This is a genomic window from Pseudomonas sp. NFR16 (assembly GCF_900108875.1).
GTDB lineage: Bacteria > Pseudomonadota > Gammaproteobacteria > Pseudomonadales > Pseudomonadaceae > Aquipseudomonas.
Genome location: NZ_FNYJ01000005.1, coordinates 274,314 through 292,745, shown reverse-complemented (window position 1 = coordinate 292,745; position 18,432 = coordinate 274,314). Strand labels below are relative to the sequence as shown.

Annotated in this window: 17 protein-coding genes; 8 read left to right on the top strand and 9 right to left on the bottom strand. The window is 60.3% G+C overall.

The features are described from left to right. Window positions 1-35: 35 nt before the first annotated feature. Complete coding sequence (pyrE, locus tag BMZ10_RS20030; protein WP_093466265.1) at window positions 36-677, top strand: orotate phosphoribosyltransferase; 642 nt, start codon at window positions 36-38, stop codon at window positions 675-677. A gap of 22 nt (window positions 678-699) precedes the next feature. Beyond that, window positions 700-1,314, top strand: coding sequence for a DUF4124 domain-containing protein (locus BMZ10_RS20025; protein WP_177182171.1), 615 nt, complete (start codon window positions 700-702; stop codon window positions 1,312-1,314). An 82-nt stretch (window positions 1,315-1,396) separates the two neighbouring features. Here BMZ10_RS20025 and argB read toward each other — a convergent pair whose 3' ends face one another. The 4 genes from argB to coaBC all read right to left on the bottom strand — a co-directional run bounded on the left by argB (window position 1,397) and on the right by coaBC (window position 6,705). Then, window positions 1,397-2,302, bottom strand: coding sequence for an acetylglutamate kinase (argB, locus tag BMZ10_RS20020; protein WP_062379782.1), 906 nt, complete (start codon window positions 2,300-2,302; stop codon window positions 1,397-1,399). Window positions 2,303-2,325: 23 nt separating this feature from the next. After that, the gene (locus tag BMZ10_RS27850; protein ID WP_218147270.1) at window positions 2,326-3,723 is read right to left on the bottom strand and encodes a phosphomannomutase/phosphoglucomutase; all 1,398 of its coding nucleotides are present in this window, start codon (window positions 3,721-3,723) and stop codon (window positions 2,326-2,328) included. Between the two features lie 1,311 nt (window positions 3,724-5,034). Further along, a complete protein-coding gene (gene dut, locus BMZ10_RS20010) occupies window positions 5,035-5,490 on the bottom strand; it encodes a dUTP diphosphatase (protein ID WP_093466258.1) in 456 nt (151 codons plus the stop codon). Window positions 5,491-5,496: 6 nt separating this feature from the next. Beyond that, the gene (gene coaBC, locus BMZ10_RS20005; RefSeq protein ID WP_093466255.1) at window positions 5,497-6,705 is read right to left on the bottom strand and encodes a bifunctional phosphopantothenoylcysteine decarboxylase/phosphopantothenate--cysteine ligase CoaBC; all 1,209 of its coding nucleotides are present in this window, start codon (window positions 6,703-6,705) and stop codon (window positions 5,497-5,499) included. Window positions 6,706-6,838: 133 nt separating this feature from the next. On the opposite strand from coaBC, the gene radC reads away from it, so the two are divergent. Continuing rightward, window positions 6,839-7,516, top strand: a complete 678-nt coding sequence (gene radC, locus BMZ10_RS20000) for a RadC family protein (RefSeq protein ID WP_093466252.1) — start codon at window positions 6,839-6,841, stop codon at window positions 7,514-7,516. Between the two features lie 54 nt (window positions 7,517-7,570). Here the strand turns inward: radC and BMZ10_RS19995 are convergent, their stop codons facing one another. Then, window positions 7,571-9,160 (bottom strand): ABC transporter substrate-binding protein, encoded by a 1,590-nt coding sequence (locus BMZ10_RS19995; protein ID WP_093466249.1) that lies wholly within the window; start codon window positions 9,158-9,160, stop codon window positions 7,571-7,573. Between the two features lie 363 nt (window positions 9,161-9,523). Between BMZ10_RS19995 and rpmB the strand changes: the two genes are divergently transcribed. Together rpmB and rpmG are read left to right on the top strand one after the other, a co-directional pair. Continuing rightward, window positions 9,524-9,760: a 50S ribosomal protein L28 gene (gene rpmB / locus BMZ10_RS19990; protein ID WP_037016669.1), complete on the top strand. Its 237-nt coding sequence runs from the start codon at window positions 9,524-9,526 to the stop codon at window positions 9,758-9,760. A gap of 11 nt (window positions 9,761-9,771) precedes the next feature. Next, window positions 9,772-9,927, top strand: coding sequence for a 50S ribosomal protein L33 (gene rpmG, locus BMZ10_RS19985; RefSeq protein ID WP_062379766.1), 156 nt, complete (start codon window positions 9,772-9,774; stop codon window positions 9,925-9,927). Between the two features lie 131 nt (window positions 9,928-10,058). Here rpmG and BMZ10_RS19980 read toward each other — a convergent pair whose 3' ends face one another. Next, window positions 10,059-10,421, bottom strand: a complete 363-nt coding sequence (locus BMZ10_RS19980; protein ID WP_093466246.1) for a cupin domain-containing protein — start codon at window positions 10,419-10,421, stop codon at window positions 10,059-10,061. 266 nt (window positions 10,422-10,687) lie between these two features. On the opposite strand from BMZ10_RS19980, the gene BMZ10_RS19975 reads away from it, so the two are divergent. Both BMZ10_RS19975 and BMZ10_RS19970 read left to right on the top strand, forming a co-directional pair. Next, window positions 10,688-12,181, top strand: a complete 1,494-nt coding sequence (locus BMZ10_RS19975) for an aldehyde dehydrogenase (protein WP_093466244.1) — start codon at window positions 10,688-10,690, stop codon at window positions 12,179-12,181. A gap of 136 nt (window positions 12,182-12,317) precedes the next feature. Beyond that, window positions 12,318-13,463: an MFS transporter gene (locus BMZ10_RS19970; protein ID WP_093466242.1), complete on the top strand. Its 1,146-nt coding sequence runs from the start codon at window positions 12,318-12,320 to the stop codon at window positions 13,461-13,463. On the opposite strand, the gene BMZ10_RS19965 is transcribed toward BMZ10_RS19970, so the two are convergent. Together BMZ10_RS19965 and BMZ10_RS19960 are read right to left on the bottom strand one after the other, a co-directional pair. Beyond that, window positions 13,460-15,037, bottom strand: a complete 1,578-nt coding sequence (locus BMZ10_RS19965; RefSeq protein WP_093466750.1) for a phospholipase D family protein — start codon at window positions 15,035-15,037, stop codon at window positions 13,460-13,462. The genes BMZ10_RS19970 and BMZ10_RS19965 overlap by 4 nt on opposite strands. Before the next feature lie 59 nt (window positions 15,038-15,096). After that, complete coding sequence (locus BMZ10_RS19960) at window positions 15,097-16,524, bottom strand: aminotransferase-like domain-containing protein (protein ID WP_093466240.1); 1,428 nt, start codon at window positions 16,522-16,524, stop codon at window positions 15,097-15,099. Window positions 16,525-16,702: 178 nt separating this feature from the next. On the opposite strand from BMZ10_RS19960, the gene BMZ10_RS19955 reads away from it, so the two are divergent. Then, complete coding sequence (locus BMZ10_RS19955) at window positions 16,703-16,936, top strand: DUF1127 domain-containing protein (protein ID WP_093466748.1); 234 nt, start codon at window positions 16,703-16,705, stop codon at window positions 16,934-16,936. Window positions 16,937-17,069: 133 nt separating this feature from the next. Here BMZ10_RS19955 and BMZ10_RS19950 read toward each other — a convergent pair whose 3' ends face one another. Then, entirely contained in the window at window positions 17,070-18,380 is a 1,311-nt protein-coding gene (locus BMZ10_RS19950; protein WP_093466238.1) for an NAD(P)/FAD-dependent oxidoreductase, read from the bottom strand. Window positions 18,381-18,432 lie beyond the last annotated feature (52 nt).

Here is an 18,432-nt window from a genome sequence, read left to right as displayed (position 1 = left end):
AATTAGCTAAATCCGTGGTATTCGGGGCTTTTTTCATGCAGGCGTATCAGCGCGATTTTATTCGTTTTGCCATCGATCGCGGGGTTTTGCGCTTCGGTGAATTCACTTTGAAGTCAGGGCGCACCAGCCCTTACTTCTTTAATGCCGGTCTTTTCAACAGCGGTTCGGCGCTTGCCCAGTTGGGCAAGTTCTATGCGGCCGCGGTCGTCGAAAGCGGTATTTCGTTCGACGTTCTGTTCGGGCCAGCCTACAAGGGCATTCCGCTGGCGGCCGCGACCGCCGTGGCGTTGGCCGATCATCACAACCTGGACCTGCCGTGGTGTTTCAACCGCAAAGAGGCCAAGGCTCATGGTGAAGGCGGCAGTCTGGTCGGCGCGCCGTTGACCGGCAATGTGCTGATCATCGACGACGTGATCACTGCCGGCACCGCGATCCGTGAAGTGATGCAGATCATTCAGGCCCAGGGCGCCAACGCGGCAGGCGTATTGATTGCGTTGAATCGTCAGGAACGTGGCAATGGCGAGCTTTCCGCGATTCAAGAGGTCGAGCGCGACTTCGGCATTCCTGTGGTGAGCATCGTTTCGTTGAATCAGGTTCTCGAGTTCCTGGCCGATGATCCGCAGCTCAAACAGCACTTGCCAGCGGTCGAAGCCTATCGCGCGCAGTACGGCATCTGAGTCGTCTAGGGATCTCGCTTTTATGCTCAAGCTGGGCACATTAGGTCTTTGTCTGTCGCTGGGTCTGGGCTGCGTCACTGCCGTTCACGCTGATGATGCGCCGGGTATCGTGTTCTATCGCTACGTCGACAGCCGTGGAGTGACGGTCCTCGATCGGCAGGGCGTACCTGCTGAATACGCCGGCAAAGGTTATGAGGTGCTCAACCAGCGCGGCCGTGTGGTTCAGGTCGTTCCGCCAGCGCCGACAGCCGATCAGGCGCGTGAAGCTCAGGCCGCCGCCCAGGCTGCGAAGCTGCAGGCTGACGCGGACGCCCAGTTGCTGCATCTTTACAGCAGCGTTGCCGATGTCGACCGCGCCAGAACGCGCAAACTGGCTGAGCTGGACGCGCTGATTTCCGTGGCGCAAGGCAACATTCAGGGGCTGACGACCCAACTCGGCACGCTTCAGAGCCAGGCTGCGGATCAAGAGCGCGCAGGGCATCCGGTGTCCCAGAACCTGATCGATCAGATGAACGACGTGCGCGATCAGCAGCAGAACCTGAAAGTGGATATCTTGCGCTATCAGACCGCGCGGCAGCAGGCTGATCGTGATTTCGCGCAGGATCGGGCGCGCTTGCAGCAGCTGATTCCGCAATAACGGCCGTCGTCTCCGAGGTCGTAAAATGAAAAGGCCCCGCCGGTTGTCGCCGACGGGGCCTTTCTCATTCTGCTTGGTGCGATCAGTGACGCTTGCGGTTGCTGATCAGCGTACCGACGCCGGTATCGGTGAAGATTTCCAGCAGCACGGCATTCGGCACGCGACCGTCGATGATGTGCGAGGTGGTCACGCCGCCCTGTACCGCTTCAAGCGCGCAGCGAATCTTCGGCAACATGCCGCCGTAGATGGTGCCGTCGGCGATCAGGCCATTTACTTGCTCGGTCGTCAGCCCGGTCAGAACCTTGCCTTCCTTGTCCATCAGGCCGGCGATGTTGGTCAGCAGCATGAGCTTTTCGGCCTTCAGCGCTTCAGCCACTTTGCCGGCGACCAGGTCGGCGTTGATGTTGTAGGACTCGCCGTCTGCGCCCACGCCAATTGGCGCAATGACTGGAATGAAATCGCCCTTGACCAGCATGTTCAGCAGGTCGGTATTGATGCCCACGACTTCGCCGACGTGGCCGATGTCGATGATTTCAGGCTTGGTCATTTCCGGCGTCTGGCGAGTGACATTCATCTTCTTGGCGCGGATCAACTGGGCATCCTTGCCGGTCAGGCCGATCGCACTGCCGCCGTGGCGGTTGATCAGGTTGACGATGTCTTTGTTGACCTGGCCGCCCAGGACCATTTCGACGACGTCCATGGTCTGTGCGTCGGTGACGCGCATGCCGTCGATGAAGTGGCTTTCGATGGACAGACGCTTGAGCAGATCGCCGATCTGTGGACCACCGCCATGAACCACGACCGGGTTGATGCCTACCGCCTTCATCAGCACGATGTCGCGGGCAAAGCCGGTCTTCAGCTCTTCGCTTTCCATGGCGTTGCCGCCGTACTTGATGACCAGCGTCTTGCCGACAAAACGGCGAATGTAGGGCAACGCTTCGGAAAGAACCTTGGCGGCATTGGCTGCGGCATCACGTTCGAGGGTCATTTGGGCTCCACTCAAAAAATTGGTCAAAAAGGAAGTTCTAAGTCCGGTGCTACGTTGTTCAGCTGGGCGCGGAACACATCCTTGATCCGCTGCAGTTCGGCTTCGGTTTCGGCTTCGAAGCGTAATACCAGCACTGGGGTGGTATTGGAAGCGCGAACCAGACCCCAGCCTTTCGGATAGTCGACGCGTACGCCATCGATGCTGGTCAGGTTGGCGTTGCCCCACTGTGCATCGCGCTCCAGAGCCTCAATGATGCTGAATTTGCTGGTTTCGGTGACGTTGACATTGATTTCCGGAGTCGACAGATCGTTGGGAAACGTTGCGAACAGTTCTTCGGCGCTGAGTTTTTCCTGGCTGAGGATCTCCAACAGACGTGCAGCACTGTAAATTCCGTCGTCGAAGCCGAACCAGCGCTCCTTGAAGAAGATATGCCCGCTCATCTCACCGGCCAACAATGCGCCGCTTTCCTTCATCTTCTTCTTGATCAGCGAGTGACCAGTTTTCCACATTACAGGCCGGCCGCCGTATTCCTGGATCAACGGTATCAGTCGGCGTGTGCATTTCACGTCGAAGATGATGTCGGCACCCGGATTGCGCTTGACTACGTCGCGGGCGAACAACATCAGCAGGCGATCGGGGTATACGACGCTGCCTGCATTGGTGACGACACCCACGCGGTCGCCATCGCCATCGAACGCCAGCCCCACATCCGCGCCGGTTTCCTTGACCCTGGCGATCAGATCCTGAAGGTTTTCCAGCTTGCCCGGATCGGGATGATGGTTCGGAAAGTTGCCGTCCACTTCGCAGAACAGCGGGATGACTTCGCAGTTCAGGGCTTCGAGCAATTGCGGCGCAATCACGCCAGCCGCGCCGTTACCGCAGTCGACCACCACTTTCATGCGGCGAGCGAGAACCACGTCATTGGTGATCTGGCCGGCGTACAGGTCGAGGATGTCGACCTGCGTGATGCTGCCTTTGGCGGACGGCAAATGGTTGCTTTTGATCCGCGCATGCAGTGCCTGAATCTGCTCGTTGGCGAGCGTGTCGCCAGCGATCACGATCTTGAAGCCGTTGTAGTCCTTCGGGTTATGGCTGCCGGTCAGCATGACCCCGGTTCTGCCCGCCAGAACGCAGGCCGCGTAATACAGAGCAGGCGTCGGGACAAGACCGATGTCGCTGACATGGCAGCCGCTGTCATACAGACCTTTGATCAACTGGGCCACGAGCGTCGGCCCTGACAAGCGACCGTCGCGGCCGACGGAGACGTTCGGTTCGCCTTGCGCCAGACTCTGCGCCCCCACGGCGCGTCCGATCCAGTAGGCGGTCTCGGCCGTCAGCGTTTCGCCCACGATGCCGCGGATGTCGTATGCGCGGAAGATGCTGTCCGGAAACTCCGGTGCGATGGAAACGGTGCTGCTCATAGCGTGAAAATGCTCCGACTCCGGCAGGTCTTGTGGTTCATCGAGCAGGTCGATGTCGAGAATGTCGGTGTCTTGAAACAACGGGTCAGTCAGGTCGCTTTCTTCTGAGATCACGGACGAAAAAGTCGCGGCGTCGCTTGTTGAGCCCGGTGCTGTGGTGGGTAAGGTGTTGTCTGCCGACAGAGTGGTTGTCGCAGGCCCTGCTGCGCGCAACGAGAATCTGGCCATGCTTTGCGCCAGTCCGTTCAGGGCCGGCAAGCTGAGGCCGAAGGCTTTGACGGCTTTGCCACCGGAGAGTTCTTGCAGCAATTGCTCCAGCTGCCGGGCATCGGCGGCGACGCGGCGCTTGATCGCGCTTTCATTGAGATAAAGCCCCAGCAGCACGCTGCCAATGGCGACCAACAGCGCCAGCAGCAACATTAACCAGGGTGTTGAGCCTTGCAGCGCGGGACCGGCCGCGAACGTCAGCTTCCAGTTGGGGTAGCCGGTGGCGAAGTCGACCGCTGGACCACCGTCGCTTTGCCCTCGCGTCAGGAAGATTTGCGCCGCCGCTGTGCCGAATTGTTGGCCAAGGACGATCTGGCCCACATCTGCAGGTGCGTCCGGCAGCGCGCTGGTCAGACGTTGAAGGTTGTAGGCCAGCAGCAGTGTGCCGGTGATCGGGGCGTCCGGCGCGCTCCGCAGCGGTGCAACGCTGTAAATCAGCCAGGCGTCGCCGACCTTGCGCGCTTCAGGCGCTGGCGTTTCGCCTTTGCCGGCCTTGGCGAGCATGTCAAGCGTGGCGAAGCTGACAGGAATCGCGCCCTGGTTGTCGACGTTGTTGAACCCCGGCGGATTCAGGCGGGCGCCGACCACGCCGTCTCTGAAGCGCAAGCGATTCTGAGCGCTTTCGACTGTCGTCGGATCGCTGTTTTGCAGCGCCTGCGCGAGTGTGCCGTCGGTGGCGGCAGCTTGGGTTTCGGCGTTGATCTGGCGCAACGCTCTGTTCACTGCGCCAGCCTGCGTGCTGCCCCAGGCTTGCAGCAGTTGGTCATGCTGTTGCGGCTGGCTCTGAATGGCAAGCCAGACGAGCACGGCGGAGGCGAGCAGGCCGATGAGCGAAGGAACGAGGCCCGGGCTTGCCAGGCTCAGACTGGGGTCCTTGCCTGGGGTGTCAGGGGTGTCCTGAATGGAGGTCGCCTTGGCTGTGCGCTTGATGCCTTTCAAACTTCACTCTCCCTGCTCGATCTGCCTTAGGTGGCCTTGAGTTCTCGCATTCGCTCAAGACCTGAACGGCCATGAGCGATTGTTGCCAAGGTTAAGTCGGGTCAATCAATGGCTGCCAGAGTGACCGAAGCCGCCAGCACCGCGCTGGCTCTCGTCGAATTCCTGGACGATGTCGAAATGCGCCTGAACCACCGGCACCAGGACCAACTGCGCAATACGTTCGCCGATGGAAATCTTGAACGCCGTCTGGCCGCGATTCCAGCAGGAGACCATCAGTTCGCCCTGGTAATCGGAGTCGATCAGGCCAACCAGGTTGCCCAGCACTACGCCGTGCTTATGGCCCAGGCCTGAGCGCGGCAAAATCAGCGCGGCAAGGCCCGGATCTGCGATATAGATCGACAGTCCGGTCGGAATCAGAAGGGTCTGACCCGGTTCGAGCACCGTGTCCTCTTTGAGCATGGCGCGCAGGTCCAGGCCGGCGGAGCCGGTAGTGGCGTAGGCGGGGAGTGGAAATTCGCTGCCAATGCGAGGGTCGAGGATCTTGGCTTGTAGAGCATGCATGCGTGATTAAACCTGGTTCATACGATCAGCGATAAAAGTCACCAGCTGGCGGGCTATCTTGGCCTTGCTGGTCTGGGCGAAGAGCGTTTCCTGCAACGCTCGGTCGATCACGCTGCACGCGTTTTCTTCGCTGTTGAAGCCAATGCTGGGATTGGCCACGTCATTGGCGACGATCAGGTCCAGGTTTTTATCCTTGAGCTTGCGTGCGGCGTAGTCGAGCAAGTGTTCGGTCTCGGCGGCAAAGCCGACACTGAACGGGCGATCTTCACGTTGGGCGATGGTGGCGAGAATGTCCGGATTGCGGACCATCTGCAGGAGCAGGCCATCACCGTTGGTAGGATCTTTCTTCAATTTTTGTGGCGCAACGACTTCCGGGCGGTAGTCGGCAACCGCAGCAGAGGCGATGAACAGGTCGCAGGGCATGGCCGCCTCGCACGCGGCGAGCATGTCGCGGGCGCTGACGACATCGATGCGCGACACGCGATCCGGGGTCTGAAGATTGACCGGGCCGGTGATCAGTGTGACCCGCGCGCCCGCTTGCGCAGCCGCCTCGGCCAGGGCAAAGCCCATTTTTCCGGAACTGTGGTTGGTGATGTAGCGCACCGGATCGATGTTTTCCTGCGTTGGCCCGGCCGTGATCAGGACGTGCTTGCCGGTCATCGTCAGGCGCTGAAAACAGTCGGCAGCCGACTGTGCAAGATCATTGGGCTCAAGCATGCGTCCGTAGCCCACATCGCCGCAGGCCTGGCTGCCACTGGCCGGCCCGAACATGCGAAAGCCACGTGTTTCGAGGGTTTGCAAGTTGGCTTGTACCGAAGGATCGCGCCACATGGCCTGATTCATGGCAGGCGCTACCGCCACAATGGCGTCGGTCGCCAGTACCACGGTGGTCAGCAGATCATTGGCGATGCCTTGGGCCAGACGCGCGATGAGGTCGGCGGTGCCCGGGGCGATCAGCACCATGTCCGCCCATTTCGCTAGTTCGATGTGCCCCATGGCCGCTTCAGCTGCAGGGTCGAGCAAGTCCAGATGCACCGGGTGCCCGGACAATGCCTGCATAGTCAGTGGGGTGATGAACTCGGCTCCGCCCTTGGTCATGACGACCCGGACCTCGGCACCGTGGTCGCGTAACCGGCGGACCAGTTCGGCGCTCTTGTAGGCCGCGATGCCTCCGCCGACGCCGAGAACGATGCGTTTCCGATACAGCCGCTGCATAGGCCTGCCTTTTGGTCGAGTTAACACGCGGCAATCATGACGCCTCCCCAGGCCTGAATGTCGCGTTGAAAAGAGGGCTAAGATAGCACAGCGACCGCACGGGAACAGCGGCGCCCACATACAGGGAGGTGCTATGAGTATTCGTGATTGGCCCATGGCTGAACGGCCGCGGGAGAAGCTGCTCGAGCGAGGAGCCGCGAGTCTGTCGGATGCCGAATTGCTGGCGATTTTTCTGCGCACCGGGGTCTCGGGGAAAAGCGCGGTCGATCTGGCCCGGCACCTGTTGAATCAGTTTGGCAGCCTGCGATCCTTGCTCGAGGCGAACCTGACTGCGTTCAGCAAAGAGTTGGGGCTGGGCCCCGCCAAGTACGCGCAGTTACAAGCGGTCATGGAAATGGCCCGGCGCAACATGGGTGAAGACCTCAAGCGCGATTCGGTCTTGGAAAACCCCAGTCAGGTCCGCCGCTACCTCAAGGCGTTGCTGCGACACGAACCCCATGAGGTGTTCGGGTGCCTCTTCCTGGACAGTAAAAACCGCGTGCAGGCGTTCGAGGTGCTGTTCCACGGAACGATCAACATGGCTCACGTGCATGCCCGCCAGGTCGTCAAACGCGCGCTGGCGCACAATTGCGCGGCCCTGATCCTTTGTCACAATCATCCGTCCGGCGTGCGCGACGCCAGCGAGGACGACATCGAGCTTACCCGGCACCTGAAACAGGCGCTGGCGCTGGTCGATGTGTTGGTGCTGGATCACCTGATCATTGGCGACGGCGATCCGCTGTCGATGGCCGAGCATGGCCTGATCCGGTAGAGGAGGGCGATGACTTGAAGCAGCCCGATGGCGGAACTGCTTCAAGGTGCTGGCTTATTTGAGGCTTACTTTCGAGAAGTCCTGACGCCCGAACGGGCTGACAATGTAGTTCACGACGTTCTTGCGCGTGAGGGCGAAGGCGGTCGGGTGCGCGAGTGGCAGCCAGAGCGCCTGCTTCTGGATCTGCTCCTGGGCCTGGTGATAAAGCTTGGCGCGCTGACCCTGGTCGGTCACCGCTTTGCCCTGGCTGATCAGCTTGTCCAGGCCGTCATCGCAATAGCGGGCAAAGTTGGTACCCGACTTGACCGCCGCGCACGAGAACTGCGGCGTAAGGAAGTTATCCGGGTCTCCGTTGTCGCCTGCCCAGCCCATGAACAACAGGTCATGCTCGCCTGTTTTGGCGCGACGGATGAGTTCACCCCATTCGATGACCTTGATCTCCGCCTTGATACCCACGGCCGCCAGATCGTTTTGCAGCAATTGCGCGCCCGCGCTCGGGTTCGGATTAAGCAGGCTGCCGGAAGGGCGAGTCCAGATCGTGGTTTTGAATCCGTCTTTCAACCCTGCGCTGGCGAGCAATGCCTTGGCCTTGGCCACGTCGTGCTTGTAGCCGGGCAAGTCGCTGGCGTAGCCCCAGGTGTTGGGCGGGTACGGGCCGTTGGCCGCTCTGGCAGAGCCCTCGAAAACTGCTTTGAGGTAGGTGTCCTTGTCGAACGCCAGGTTGATCGCCTGACGAACCTGCGGCTTGTCGAGCGGCGGGTGCTGGCTGTTGATCGCCAGGAATGCGGTCATGAAAGCGTCGGTTTTTTCGACTTTGAGGTTCTGATCCTTGCCTGCTTCAGCCACGTCCAGCGGCTTGGGGGACAAGGCAATCTGGCACTCATTCTGGCGAAGACGCTGCAAGCGCACGTTGGCGTCCGGTGTGATCGCGTAGATCAGCGTGTCGACCGCCGGCTTGCCCGCGAAATAATCCGGGTTGGCCTCGTAACGCACCACCGAATCCTTCTGAAAACGCTTGAAGACGAACGGGCCGGTGCCGATTGGCTGGCTGTTGAGCTTCTCAGGCGTGCCGGCTTTCATCAGCTGGGCTGTGTATTCAGCAGAATAAATAGAAGCGAAACCCATGCTCAGGGTGGCAAGGAATGTCGCGTCCGGGTGATCGAGGGTGATGCGCACGGTATTGGCGTCGGCTGCTTCGATTTTCTTGATCAGCGACGGCCACTGCATCGACTGCGCGTGCGGGAAGCCCTGCGCGGCGACCTTGTTCCACGGATTGGCCGGGTCGAGCATGCGCTGGAAGCTGAACACGACATCTTGCGCGTCGAGCGCACGAGTCGGTGTGAAGTAGTCGGTGTGATGGAATTTCACGCCTTGGCGCAGCTTGAAGTCATACGTGAGGCCGTCGGGCCATACGCTCCAGCTTTCAGCCAGGCTCGGGACCAGCTTTCCGGTCTGGGCGTCGTAGTCCACCAGCCGGTTCATCAGCACATCTGCCGATGCGTTGGTGGTGGTCAGCGAGTTATATTGCACCACGTCGAAGCCTTCGGGGCTGGCTTCCGTGCACACGCTCAGAGCCGTTGCCGCCTGAGCCATCAACGGCGCGGACAAGGACGCGAGCAAAAAGGGTAAAACGGCTAGGCGCATGGCGATTTTCCTTTCAGAGATAGCCCATCTGCCGGCGCAGTCTGGTGAGGGAGTTACCCTAGACCATGGATAGGCGCAGGACAATCGCTGCGGCGCGACGAGTGGTATATTTCCCGTCGCGCCCGATGCTGCTGGCGCTGCCAGACTAAAAGCCCTGAGTTTCTTGCAGGTAATTCGTCGTTTCTGTTGTTGCACCCGAGGCTTTCTGGTATAAAGCAGCGCTCTTTTCTAGGGGCCCGCTGCCTTCACCGCAGGTGTGGCCGGTAAGACCCCTGAAGAAACGCGGCGCCTGGCGCCAAATGACTGAGAGATTAAGCGGCCAACCCATGCCGGGTTGGGCATGTGGTTTTAGAGGGCTGAGGCATGTCGAGAGTCTGTCAAGTTACCGGTAAGGGTCCGGTAACCGGGAATAACATTTCCCACGCGAACAACAAAACCCGTCGTCGTTTCCTGCCAAACCTGCAGCATCACCGCTTCTGGGTTGAAGAAGAGAAACGCTTTGTACGTCTGCGCGTATCTGCCAAAGGCATGCGCATCATCGACAAGCGTGGCATCACGGTCGTTCTGGCCGAAATCCGCCGCGCTGGCGCTAAGGTTTAAGGGAGAGAATCATGCGTGAATTGATCCGTTTGGTGTCGACCGCTAACACCGGCCACTTCTACACCACCGACAAGAACAAGCGCACTACTCCGGATAAAATCGAAATTAAAAAATTCGATCCGGTTGCTCGCAAGCACGTGATCTACAAAGAAGCCAAAATCAAGTAATTGATTTTCGCCTCTTACGAAAAAGCCCGCAGTGATGCGGGCTTTTTTGTGGGCGATGTTTTCGCGTTGCGATGGCGCTGTCTGGGTCAACGCGCAATCGCGACACGCATGCTCCGCAGTGAAAGCTCGCTTCATGCCTTCTGTTCGAACACCACATAAATCTTGCGGCACGGCTCCAGCACTTCCCAGGTGCCCTTGAATCCGGCCGGAATCACAAAACGGTCGCCAGCGCGCAGAGTCTTCGCACCTCCGGCCTCGTCACGCAGCACCGAAACGCCCTGAACGATTTCGCAATATTCGTGTTCGGTGTAGTTGACCGTCCACTGTCCGATTTCACCTTCCCAGACGCCCGCATTCATCTGCCCGCACGGGCTGTTGTAATGGTTGTAGATCGTTTGTCCAGGGTCACCTTTCAGGATCTTCTCGTGGGCGGGCTTGAAACGCTCCGCTGGCGTGGTGGCTTCGCTGAAATCGACGATGCTTTCGATGCTCATGTCCCATGGCTCCTGGATAGACGATGCGAGATTTCGTTAGACGGAAATCGGCGCGGAGAGTGCCGACGCTGGTTTCTCGGGCTGTTGAATAAAATGCACGATCTCGCGCCGTTTTACCCGTTTTTGTCCAATATATTGGAAATTACCGGTGTGCTGGTTTAGGGTGACGAATGCCTTTGGCCGAGTCCGTCGTGCTTCGGACGGCGTTCTGTCGCAGTCGTCACGCGCGCCAGGGCGGGCCCCATTTCATAAGAGGAGGACATTTCATGACCACCCTGACTCATGCTGACTGGGAAAAACGCGCCCAGGATTTGAAGATCGAAGGTCGCGCTTTTATCAACGGTGAATACACCGCCGCCGCTTCCGGCGCCACGTTCGACTGCATCAGCCCGGTCGATGGCCGCTTCCTCGCCCATGTTGCCAGCTGCGATGCCGCCGATGCGCAACGCGCGGTCGAAAACGCTCGCGCTACCTTCAATTCAGGCGTCTGGTCGCGTCTGGCGCCCGTCAAGCGCAAGGCGGCGATGATTCGCTTCGCCGCGTTGATCAGAGAAAATATCGAAGAACTGGCGCTGCTCGAAACCCTCGACATGGGCAAGCCAATCAGTGACTCCTACGGCATCGACATCCCGGGCTCCGCGCAAGCGTTGAGCTGGAGCGGTGAAGCCATCGACAAACTGTATGACGAAGTCGCTGCGACCCCACACGACCAACTGGGCTTGGTGACTCGCGAACCGATTGGCGTCGTCGCGGCCATCGTGCCCTGGAACTTCCCGCTGCTGATGGCTTCCTGGAAGCTGGGCCCGGCGCTGTCCAGCGGCAATTCCGTGATTCTCAAACCTTCGGAAAAATCCCCGCTGACAGCCATCCGCGTCGCTCAATTGGCCATCGAGGCCGGTATCCCGGCAGGCGTGCTGAACGTTTTGCCAGGTTACGGCCACACCGTTGGCAAGGCCTTGGCGCTGCACATGGACGTCGACACCGCCGTGTTCACCGGCTCCACCAAAATCGCCAAGCAGCTGCTGGTCTACGCGGGCGAATCGAACATGAAACGCGTCTGGCTGGAAGCGGGCGGCAAGAGCCCGAATATCGTCTTTGCGGATGCACCGGATCTGCAAGCGGCCGCCGAGTCCGCCGCCAGTGCCATCGCCTTCAACCAGGGCGAAGTGTGCACGGCCGGTTCGCGTCTGTTGGTCGAGCGCTCGATCAAGGACACATTCCTGCCGATGGTGGTCGAAGCACTGAAGGCGTGGAAGCCCGGGAACCCGCTGGATCCGGCTACCAATGTGGGCGCGCTGGTCGACACGCAGCAGATGAATACGGTGTTGTCCTACATCGAGGCCGGTCACAGCGATGGCGCCAAGCTGGTCGTGGGCGGCAAGCGCATTCTGCAGGAAACCGGCGGCACGTATGTCGAGCCGACGATTTTCGACGGCGTGACCAACGCCATGAAAATCGCTCAGGAAGAGATTTTCGGCCCGGTGCTTTCGGTGCTGACGTTCGATACCGCTGAAGAAGCGGTGCAGATAGCCAACGATACGCCGTACGGCCTGGCGGCTGCGGTCTGGACGGCGGATCTGTCCAAGGCGCATCTGACGGCGAAGGCCCTGCGAGCCGGCAGCGTGTGGGTCAACCAGTATGACGGCGGTGACATGACTGCGCCGTTCGGCGGCTTCAAGCAGTCGGGCAACGGTCGCGACAAGTCGCTGCACGCGTTCGACAAGTACACCGAGCTGAAAGCGACCTGGATCAAGTTGTAAGTCCGCAGGGCATCGCCCGGCCATAGCCGGGTCAGACCCTGGAACTCGACTCAAGCACTTCAGCTGCATCAGACAGCCGGGTTTTCGAAGAGCCCGGCTGTTTTGTCTCAAGCCTTTGAGCCACAGGAGCGTGGTAATGCGTTGGGGAAGCTATTTCGCCGTGCTGGCGTCGGTCTTGAGCGTCGGCCTGGCGCTGGGCGTCAGCATGCCGCTGGTCTCGCTGCGGCTGGAAGCCTGGGGCTACGGCGCGTTCCCCATCGGCGTCATGGCGGCGATGCCGGCAATCGGCGTGCTGCTGGGTGCAAGCCTCGCCAACCGGCTGGCCTCGATGCTCGGCACGGCAAACCTGATGCGCTTGTGCTTGTGGGGCGGTTCCGTTTCGGTCGGTTTGCTCGCGTTGCTGCCCGATTACTGGGTCTGGCTGGTCCTGCGGCTGATGCTGGGCGTGATTCTGACGATGGTGTTCATTCTCGGTGAGAGCTGGATCAATCAACTGGTCATCGAGCGTCTGCGCGGCAAGCTGGTTGCGCTCTACGGCAGCAGCTATGCACTCAGCCAACTGGGCGGGCCTTTGCTGTTGGGCGTGATCGGTACCGAGGCCGATTACGGCTTCTGGGTGGGTGCGGCGTTACTGGCGATTTCGCCGTTTCTTCTGCTGGGCAGATCCGGCGCGCCGAGTGCGGAGGCCAGCCACGTCTCGCTTCGGGATTTGGGCGGGTTCTGTCGCGGGCTTCCGGCAATCGCGTGGGCAATTGCGCTATTTGCAGGGTTTGAAGCGATGATTCTCACCCTACTTCCGGTGTATTGCCTGCAGCAGGGTTTCACGCCGGAAATTGCGCTGGCGATGGTCAGTACGGTTGTGGTGGGTGACGCGCTATTACAGCTGCCGATCGGCGCGCTGGCAGACAGAATGTCCAGACGTCGCCTGTTCTCTGGCTGCGCTCTGTTGCTGATGTTGTCGAGCCTGGTCATTCCGCTGCTGGTCGACACGATCCTGATCTGGCCGTTGTGGGTGCTGTTCGGTGCCAGTGCGGGCGGGCTGTTTACCTTGTCGTTGATCCTCATCGGGGAGCGTTACCGCGACGACGCGCTGGTACGCGCCAATGCCCACGTCGCTCAGCTGTGGGGCATCGGATGCCTGCTGGGGCCGCTGGCGGCCGGGGCGGGAAGCCAATGGGTGAGCGGTCAGGCGCTGCCGCTTTTGATGGCGGCCGGTGCTTTTGGCCTGGTGTTATTGTCGCGCCGTGAGCGCGCGTTCGGTGCGCAGCCCGTGGCCGTCTAGAGCATTCTTTCCAGACCTACCGCGCTGCTGAACCAGGCGTTCAAGCGTCGCCACCAGTCGCCCGGCTCTTTGTACAGCGTGTGTATCTTGCCGTTGTCCTCGGTCACCCAGACGACTCTGTCGTTCTCCAGTCGCGCCTGATAACTGATGGCCGGCGCCATACCCTGCAAGGCCAACTCGCGCAGGTATTCGGTCAATTCCGGACTGTCCACCAGCACCCCCACTTCGGTGTTCCAGAGCACCGAGCGGGGGTCGAAGTTGAATGAGCCAACGAAGGTTTTCTGGCGATCAAAGATCATCGCCTTGCTGTGCAGGCTCGATTCGGAGCCGCCCTTGAGTGTCCGGGTGCGCAGGAATGCCGGGCCGCTGCCTCGATTGCTTGGATCACCCGGCTGACGCCGCAGCTCGAACAACTTCACTCCGTGCTCGAGCAGCGCCTTGCGATAAGGCGCATAACCGCCATGCACCGCAGGCACGTCCGTGGCCTCCAGAGAGTTGGTCAACAAGCTTACCGACACGCCCTTGTCGGACAGGCCGGTCAGGTAAGTGAGACCTTGCGGGCCCGGCACGAAGTACGCCGAAATCATCATCAATTCCTGGTGCACGTTCAGCAGATCAGGGCTCAGTTGGGTGGTGAGCAGCAGATGCGGGTCCGGCTCACCGCGAGACAGCACTTTCGTGGGAGCGTCCCACAGCGCCTGGTTGTGCGCCCAGATCAGCTCGTTGAGCCATGTTTTCATGCGCGGCTGGGTCTTGTAGGCCATCAGTCGCTCGTACAAATCCTTCTTTTCTACATGCGCCTCGTTGAGCGAATGGGTCAGCCGCTGGCGGGCTTCGGCCAGGTCTTTGGCGTCCGGCGTCCAGTACATGAAATCATCGATGGGCTTGCTCAGCGTGCTGTTCCAGTACTGATCGAAGCTGTGGCTCAACTGCTCGGCAACCGGGCCAACGCTGAGCATGTCGATGTCGGTGAAGTTCAGATTCGGCTCGGCGTCGAAGTACTCGTCGCCCAGATTCCGCCCGCCGACGATGGCCACTGCGCTGTCTGCCAGCCAAAGCTTGTTGTGCATGCGTCGATGCTGTTGCGACAGATTGAACAGCCGCCCCAGGCTGCGCGTCGCGCCAGTGCTGCGACCCAGATTGAGGGGATTGAACAGGCGGATCTGAATGTTCGGGTGTGCAGCAAGGGTGGCGATGACTTCATCCAGGCCGTCACTGGTGGTGTCGTCCAGCAGAATGCGCACGCGAACGCCGCGATCGGCGGCCTGCAGCAATTCATCGATCAGCGCGCGGGTGCTGAGCCCGTCATGCACGATGTAGTACTGCAAATCGAGGCTGGTTTTGGCATTGCGGATCAGTTCGGCCCGAGCCATGAACGCTTCGGTGCTGTTGGGCAGCAGGCGAAAACCCGAGCGGCCGTCGTGTGGTGCCGCCTGGGCCATGATCGAGCGGCCGAACGACGACTGCGCCGAGGGCAGCGCCTGGCTCGGTTTGTCCGCAACGGGCGCATGCGCGCAGCCGCCAACGCAAAGGGCTAATGCCAGAAGGAAGGGCAGCGCCCATTTATTCGTCAACGCAGTCATCCGGAAGTCAAACCATGGCGATATGACCGCACATTCTGCAAAAGGTTATGTCAGGCGGAATCGGCGTGTGCCAGCAGTTGTTTTGCCGCTGCGCCGACTTTGCGAACCGCGTCTTCGATTCGGGCTGTCGGCTTGGCTGCGAAGTTCATGCGCAGGCAGTTCCGGTATTTGCCCGACGCGGAAAAGATGCTGCCGACCGCGATCTGGACTCCCTGACCTTGCAAGGCGCGGTTGAGCTTCAGCGAGTCAAAATCTTCCGGCAGTTCGACCCAGAGCATGAAGCCGCCCTGTGGCCGGCTGACCCGAGTGCCTTCGGGAAAATAGCGCGTCACCCAATCGGTCATGACGTCCCGGCTGCGCTGATATTGCCCGCGCATGCGGCGCATGTGCGGCTCGTAATGCCCGGCCTGAAGAAACTCCGCGATCGCGAGCTGCGGTTGAGTCGCGGTGGAGCCGGTGCTGATGTATTTCATGTGCAGCACGCGATCCAGATAACGGCCCGGCGCTACCCAGCCGACGCGCAGGCCGGGCGCCAGGGTTTTCGAAAACGAGCTGCACAGCAGGACGCGGCCGTCTTCGTCGAAGGATTTGATCGTGCGCGGGCGCGGATAGGTGTAGGCCATGTCGCCGTACACGTCGTCTTCGATGATTGCCACATCAAAGCGCTGCGCCAGAGTCAGCAACGCGCGCTTGCGCTCCTCCGGCATAATGTAGCCCAGCGGGTTATTGCAGTTGGGCGTCAGCTGTATGGCTTTGATGGGCCACTGTTCGAGTGCCAGCTCCAGCGCGTCCAGGCTGATGCCGGTAATGGGGTCTGTCGGGATTTCCAGGGCTTTCATGCCGAAGCCCTTAAGCGCTTGCATGGCGCCATGAAAGCTCGGGGAATCCACTGCCACGATATCGCCCGGCTGACAGATAGAACGGATGCTCACGGCGAGCGCCTCTTGAGCGCCGGTCGTGATGACCAAATCTTCGGGATCGATGTTGGTGCCTGAGTCCAGCAGCAGCCGGGCGATCTGTTCGCGCAGGCATTGAGTGCCATGAATGTTGTCGTAATACAGGCCCGGCATGTCCATGCGGCGGCTGATCTTGCCCAGTGCCTGTGTCAAGGGACGCAACGTCGGGCTGGTGATGTCCGGCATGCCGCGCGCCAGTTGCACGACGTCAGGGCTGGGAATGGCTTCCGCCAGCTCAAGCACCTGTTCCCACTGCGAGATATCCACAGGGCGCTGCGCGGGACGTCCGACAGCGGGCAGCGCCGGCGTGGTGCGTCCGGCTGGCACGAAGTATCCCGATTTCGGACGTGGCGACGCCAGGCCGTTGTCTTCCAATAACCGATACGCCTGCTGCACGGTGCTCAGGCTGACCCCGTGTTCAAGGCTCAGGGCGCGAACCGAGGGCAGTCGATCGCCCGGCCGGTAAAAGCCGTTCTCAATACGAGTGCCCAGCAGTTCGGCAAGATTGACGTAAAGGGTCATGGCGTACTCCAAGGATTCAGTCTGGGGGGCTGACCAACACAGATAGGGCGAAAATACAGCATTCAGGCGCCACTGTGCGGAATCTGTATGCAAAAAATTGGAATTCTTTGGATCTGTAATGGTTTTGAGTACAGACGCATCATGGAATCACACGAAACCCATGATGAGGTGTCTGGAAATGAGCGGTATAAGCGATGTTCGGTTAAGTCTGTATGCAGGCGAACTTCAACGCGGCCAGGAAGACGTGGTCAAGACTAACGCCCCCCGCGGGCTGGGACTCTGGGGGTTGTACCAACATCGCCGCAGGACGCGGCAAGCATTGTTGAACCTGAGCGCCGACCAGCTCAAGGACATCGGTCTGAGCTACGAGCAGGCGCGCCAGGAAGGGCTCAAGCCGTTCTGGAGGGAGTAATACCAATGAGTTTTTCAGCGTGAATTGCAGTTCTTGTGAGAGCGAATGCACTCGTGAACGACTGTCCGCAACGATGCAGGTCCATGTCCGACGTAGTGTCGTAAAGGCATTCGTTCTCACGGATGAGCCGGGATTACAGCAGCTCTTTCATCCGGTGCCACAGCATTCCCAGGGCCAATAACGGGGAGCGCAGATGCTTGCCGCCGGGGAACGTCATGTGCGGGACCTTGGCAAACAGGTCGAAGCCGCCGCTGTGCTGGCCGCTGATGGCTTCACCCAGCAATTTACCCGCCAGATGCGTGGCATTCAGCCCATGCCCGGAATAGGCCTGAGCGAAATACACATTCGGATGACGCTGCAGTCGCCCGATCTGCGGCAAGCGGTTAGCGCCAATGCCGATCATTCCGCCCCATTGATAATCGATCTTCACATCCCTGAGCTGCGGAAACACATTCAGCATCTTGGGCCGCATGTACGCGCCGATGTCTTGCGGGTCGCGCCCCGAATAGTGACAGGCCCCGCCGAACAGCAGCCGCCGGTCCGCTGAAAGGCGGAAATAATCCACCGCCACTCGCTGGTCGCACATCGCAGTGTTGCGCGGGATCAGTTGCCGGGCGAGCTCTTCTCCAAGCGGCTCGGTGGCGATGACGTAACTGCCGGCCGGCAAGACTTTTCCGCTCAAATCGGGATCAAGCTCATTGAGATATGCGTTGCATCCCAGCACCAGGGTCTGCGCCCTGACCAGACCTTGTGCCGTGTGAATCCTGACCTGCGCGCCATACTCCAGGCGCGTCACGGCTGAGTGCTCAAACAGCTGCACCCCCAGAGACTGCGCGACGGCGGCTTCGCCAATGGCCAGGTTCAATGGATGTAAATGCCCCGAGCCCATGTCCAGCATCGCGCCTGCATAGTTGTTCGAGCCGATGACGCTGCCAAGTGCTTTGGCGTCGATCAGTTCCAGCTCATGGCGATACCCCAGGCCCCGCAGTTCCTGGGCATCTTCGGCAAACCCGTCGAATTCTCTGGGCTTGTTAGCAAGGTCGCAGTAACCCCATGTCAGATCGCAATCGATCTGGTGCCGAGCGACGCGCTGACGAACGATTTCCACCGCTTCAAGCCCCATCAGCTTGAGTTCGCGAACCCCTTCGCTGCCGATCACGTTCTGGAAGCGCTCGACATGGTGGCCGACGCCGCGGATCAACTGCCCACCGTTGCGTCCGCTGGCGCCCCAGCCGATGGTGCGCGCTTCGAGCAACACGACGCTCAGCCCTCGCTCGGCCAACTCGATGGCGGTGTTCAACCCCGAAAACCCGCCCCCTACCACGCACACATCGGCGACGACTTCGCCTAGAAGCACCGGATAGGCAGGTTGAATGTGACTGCTGGCGGCGTAGTAGGACGCTACGTGGCTGGATGAGCCGGGCTGCGGAGGCCGAGCATTCATGTTGGATATCCCGAGAGCACTGTTTGGAAAATTTTACGGAGGGTAGCCGCGC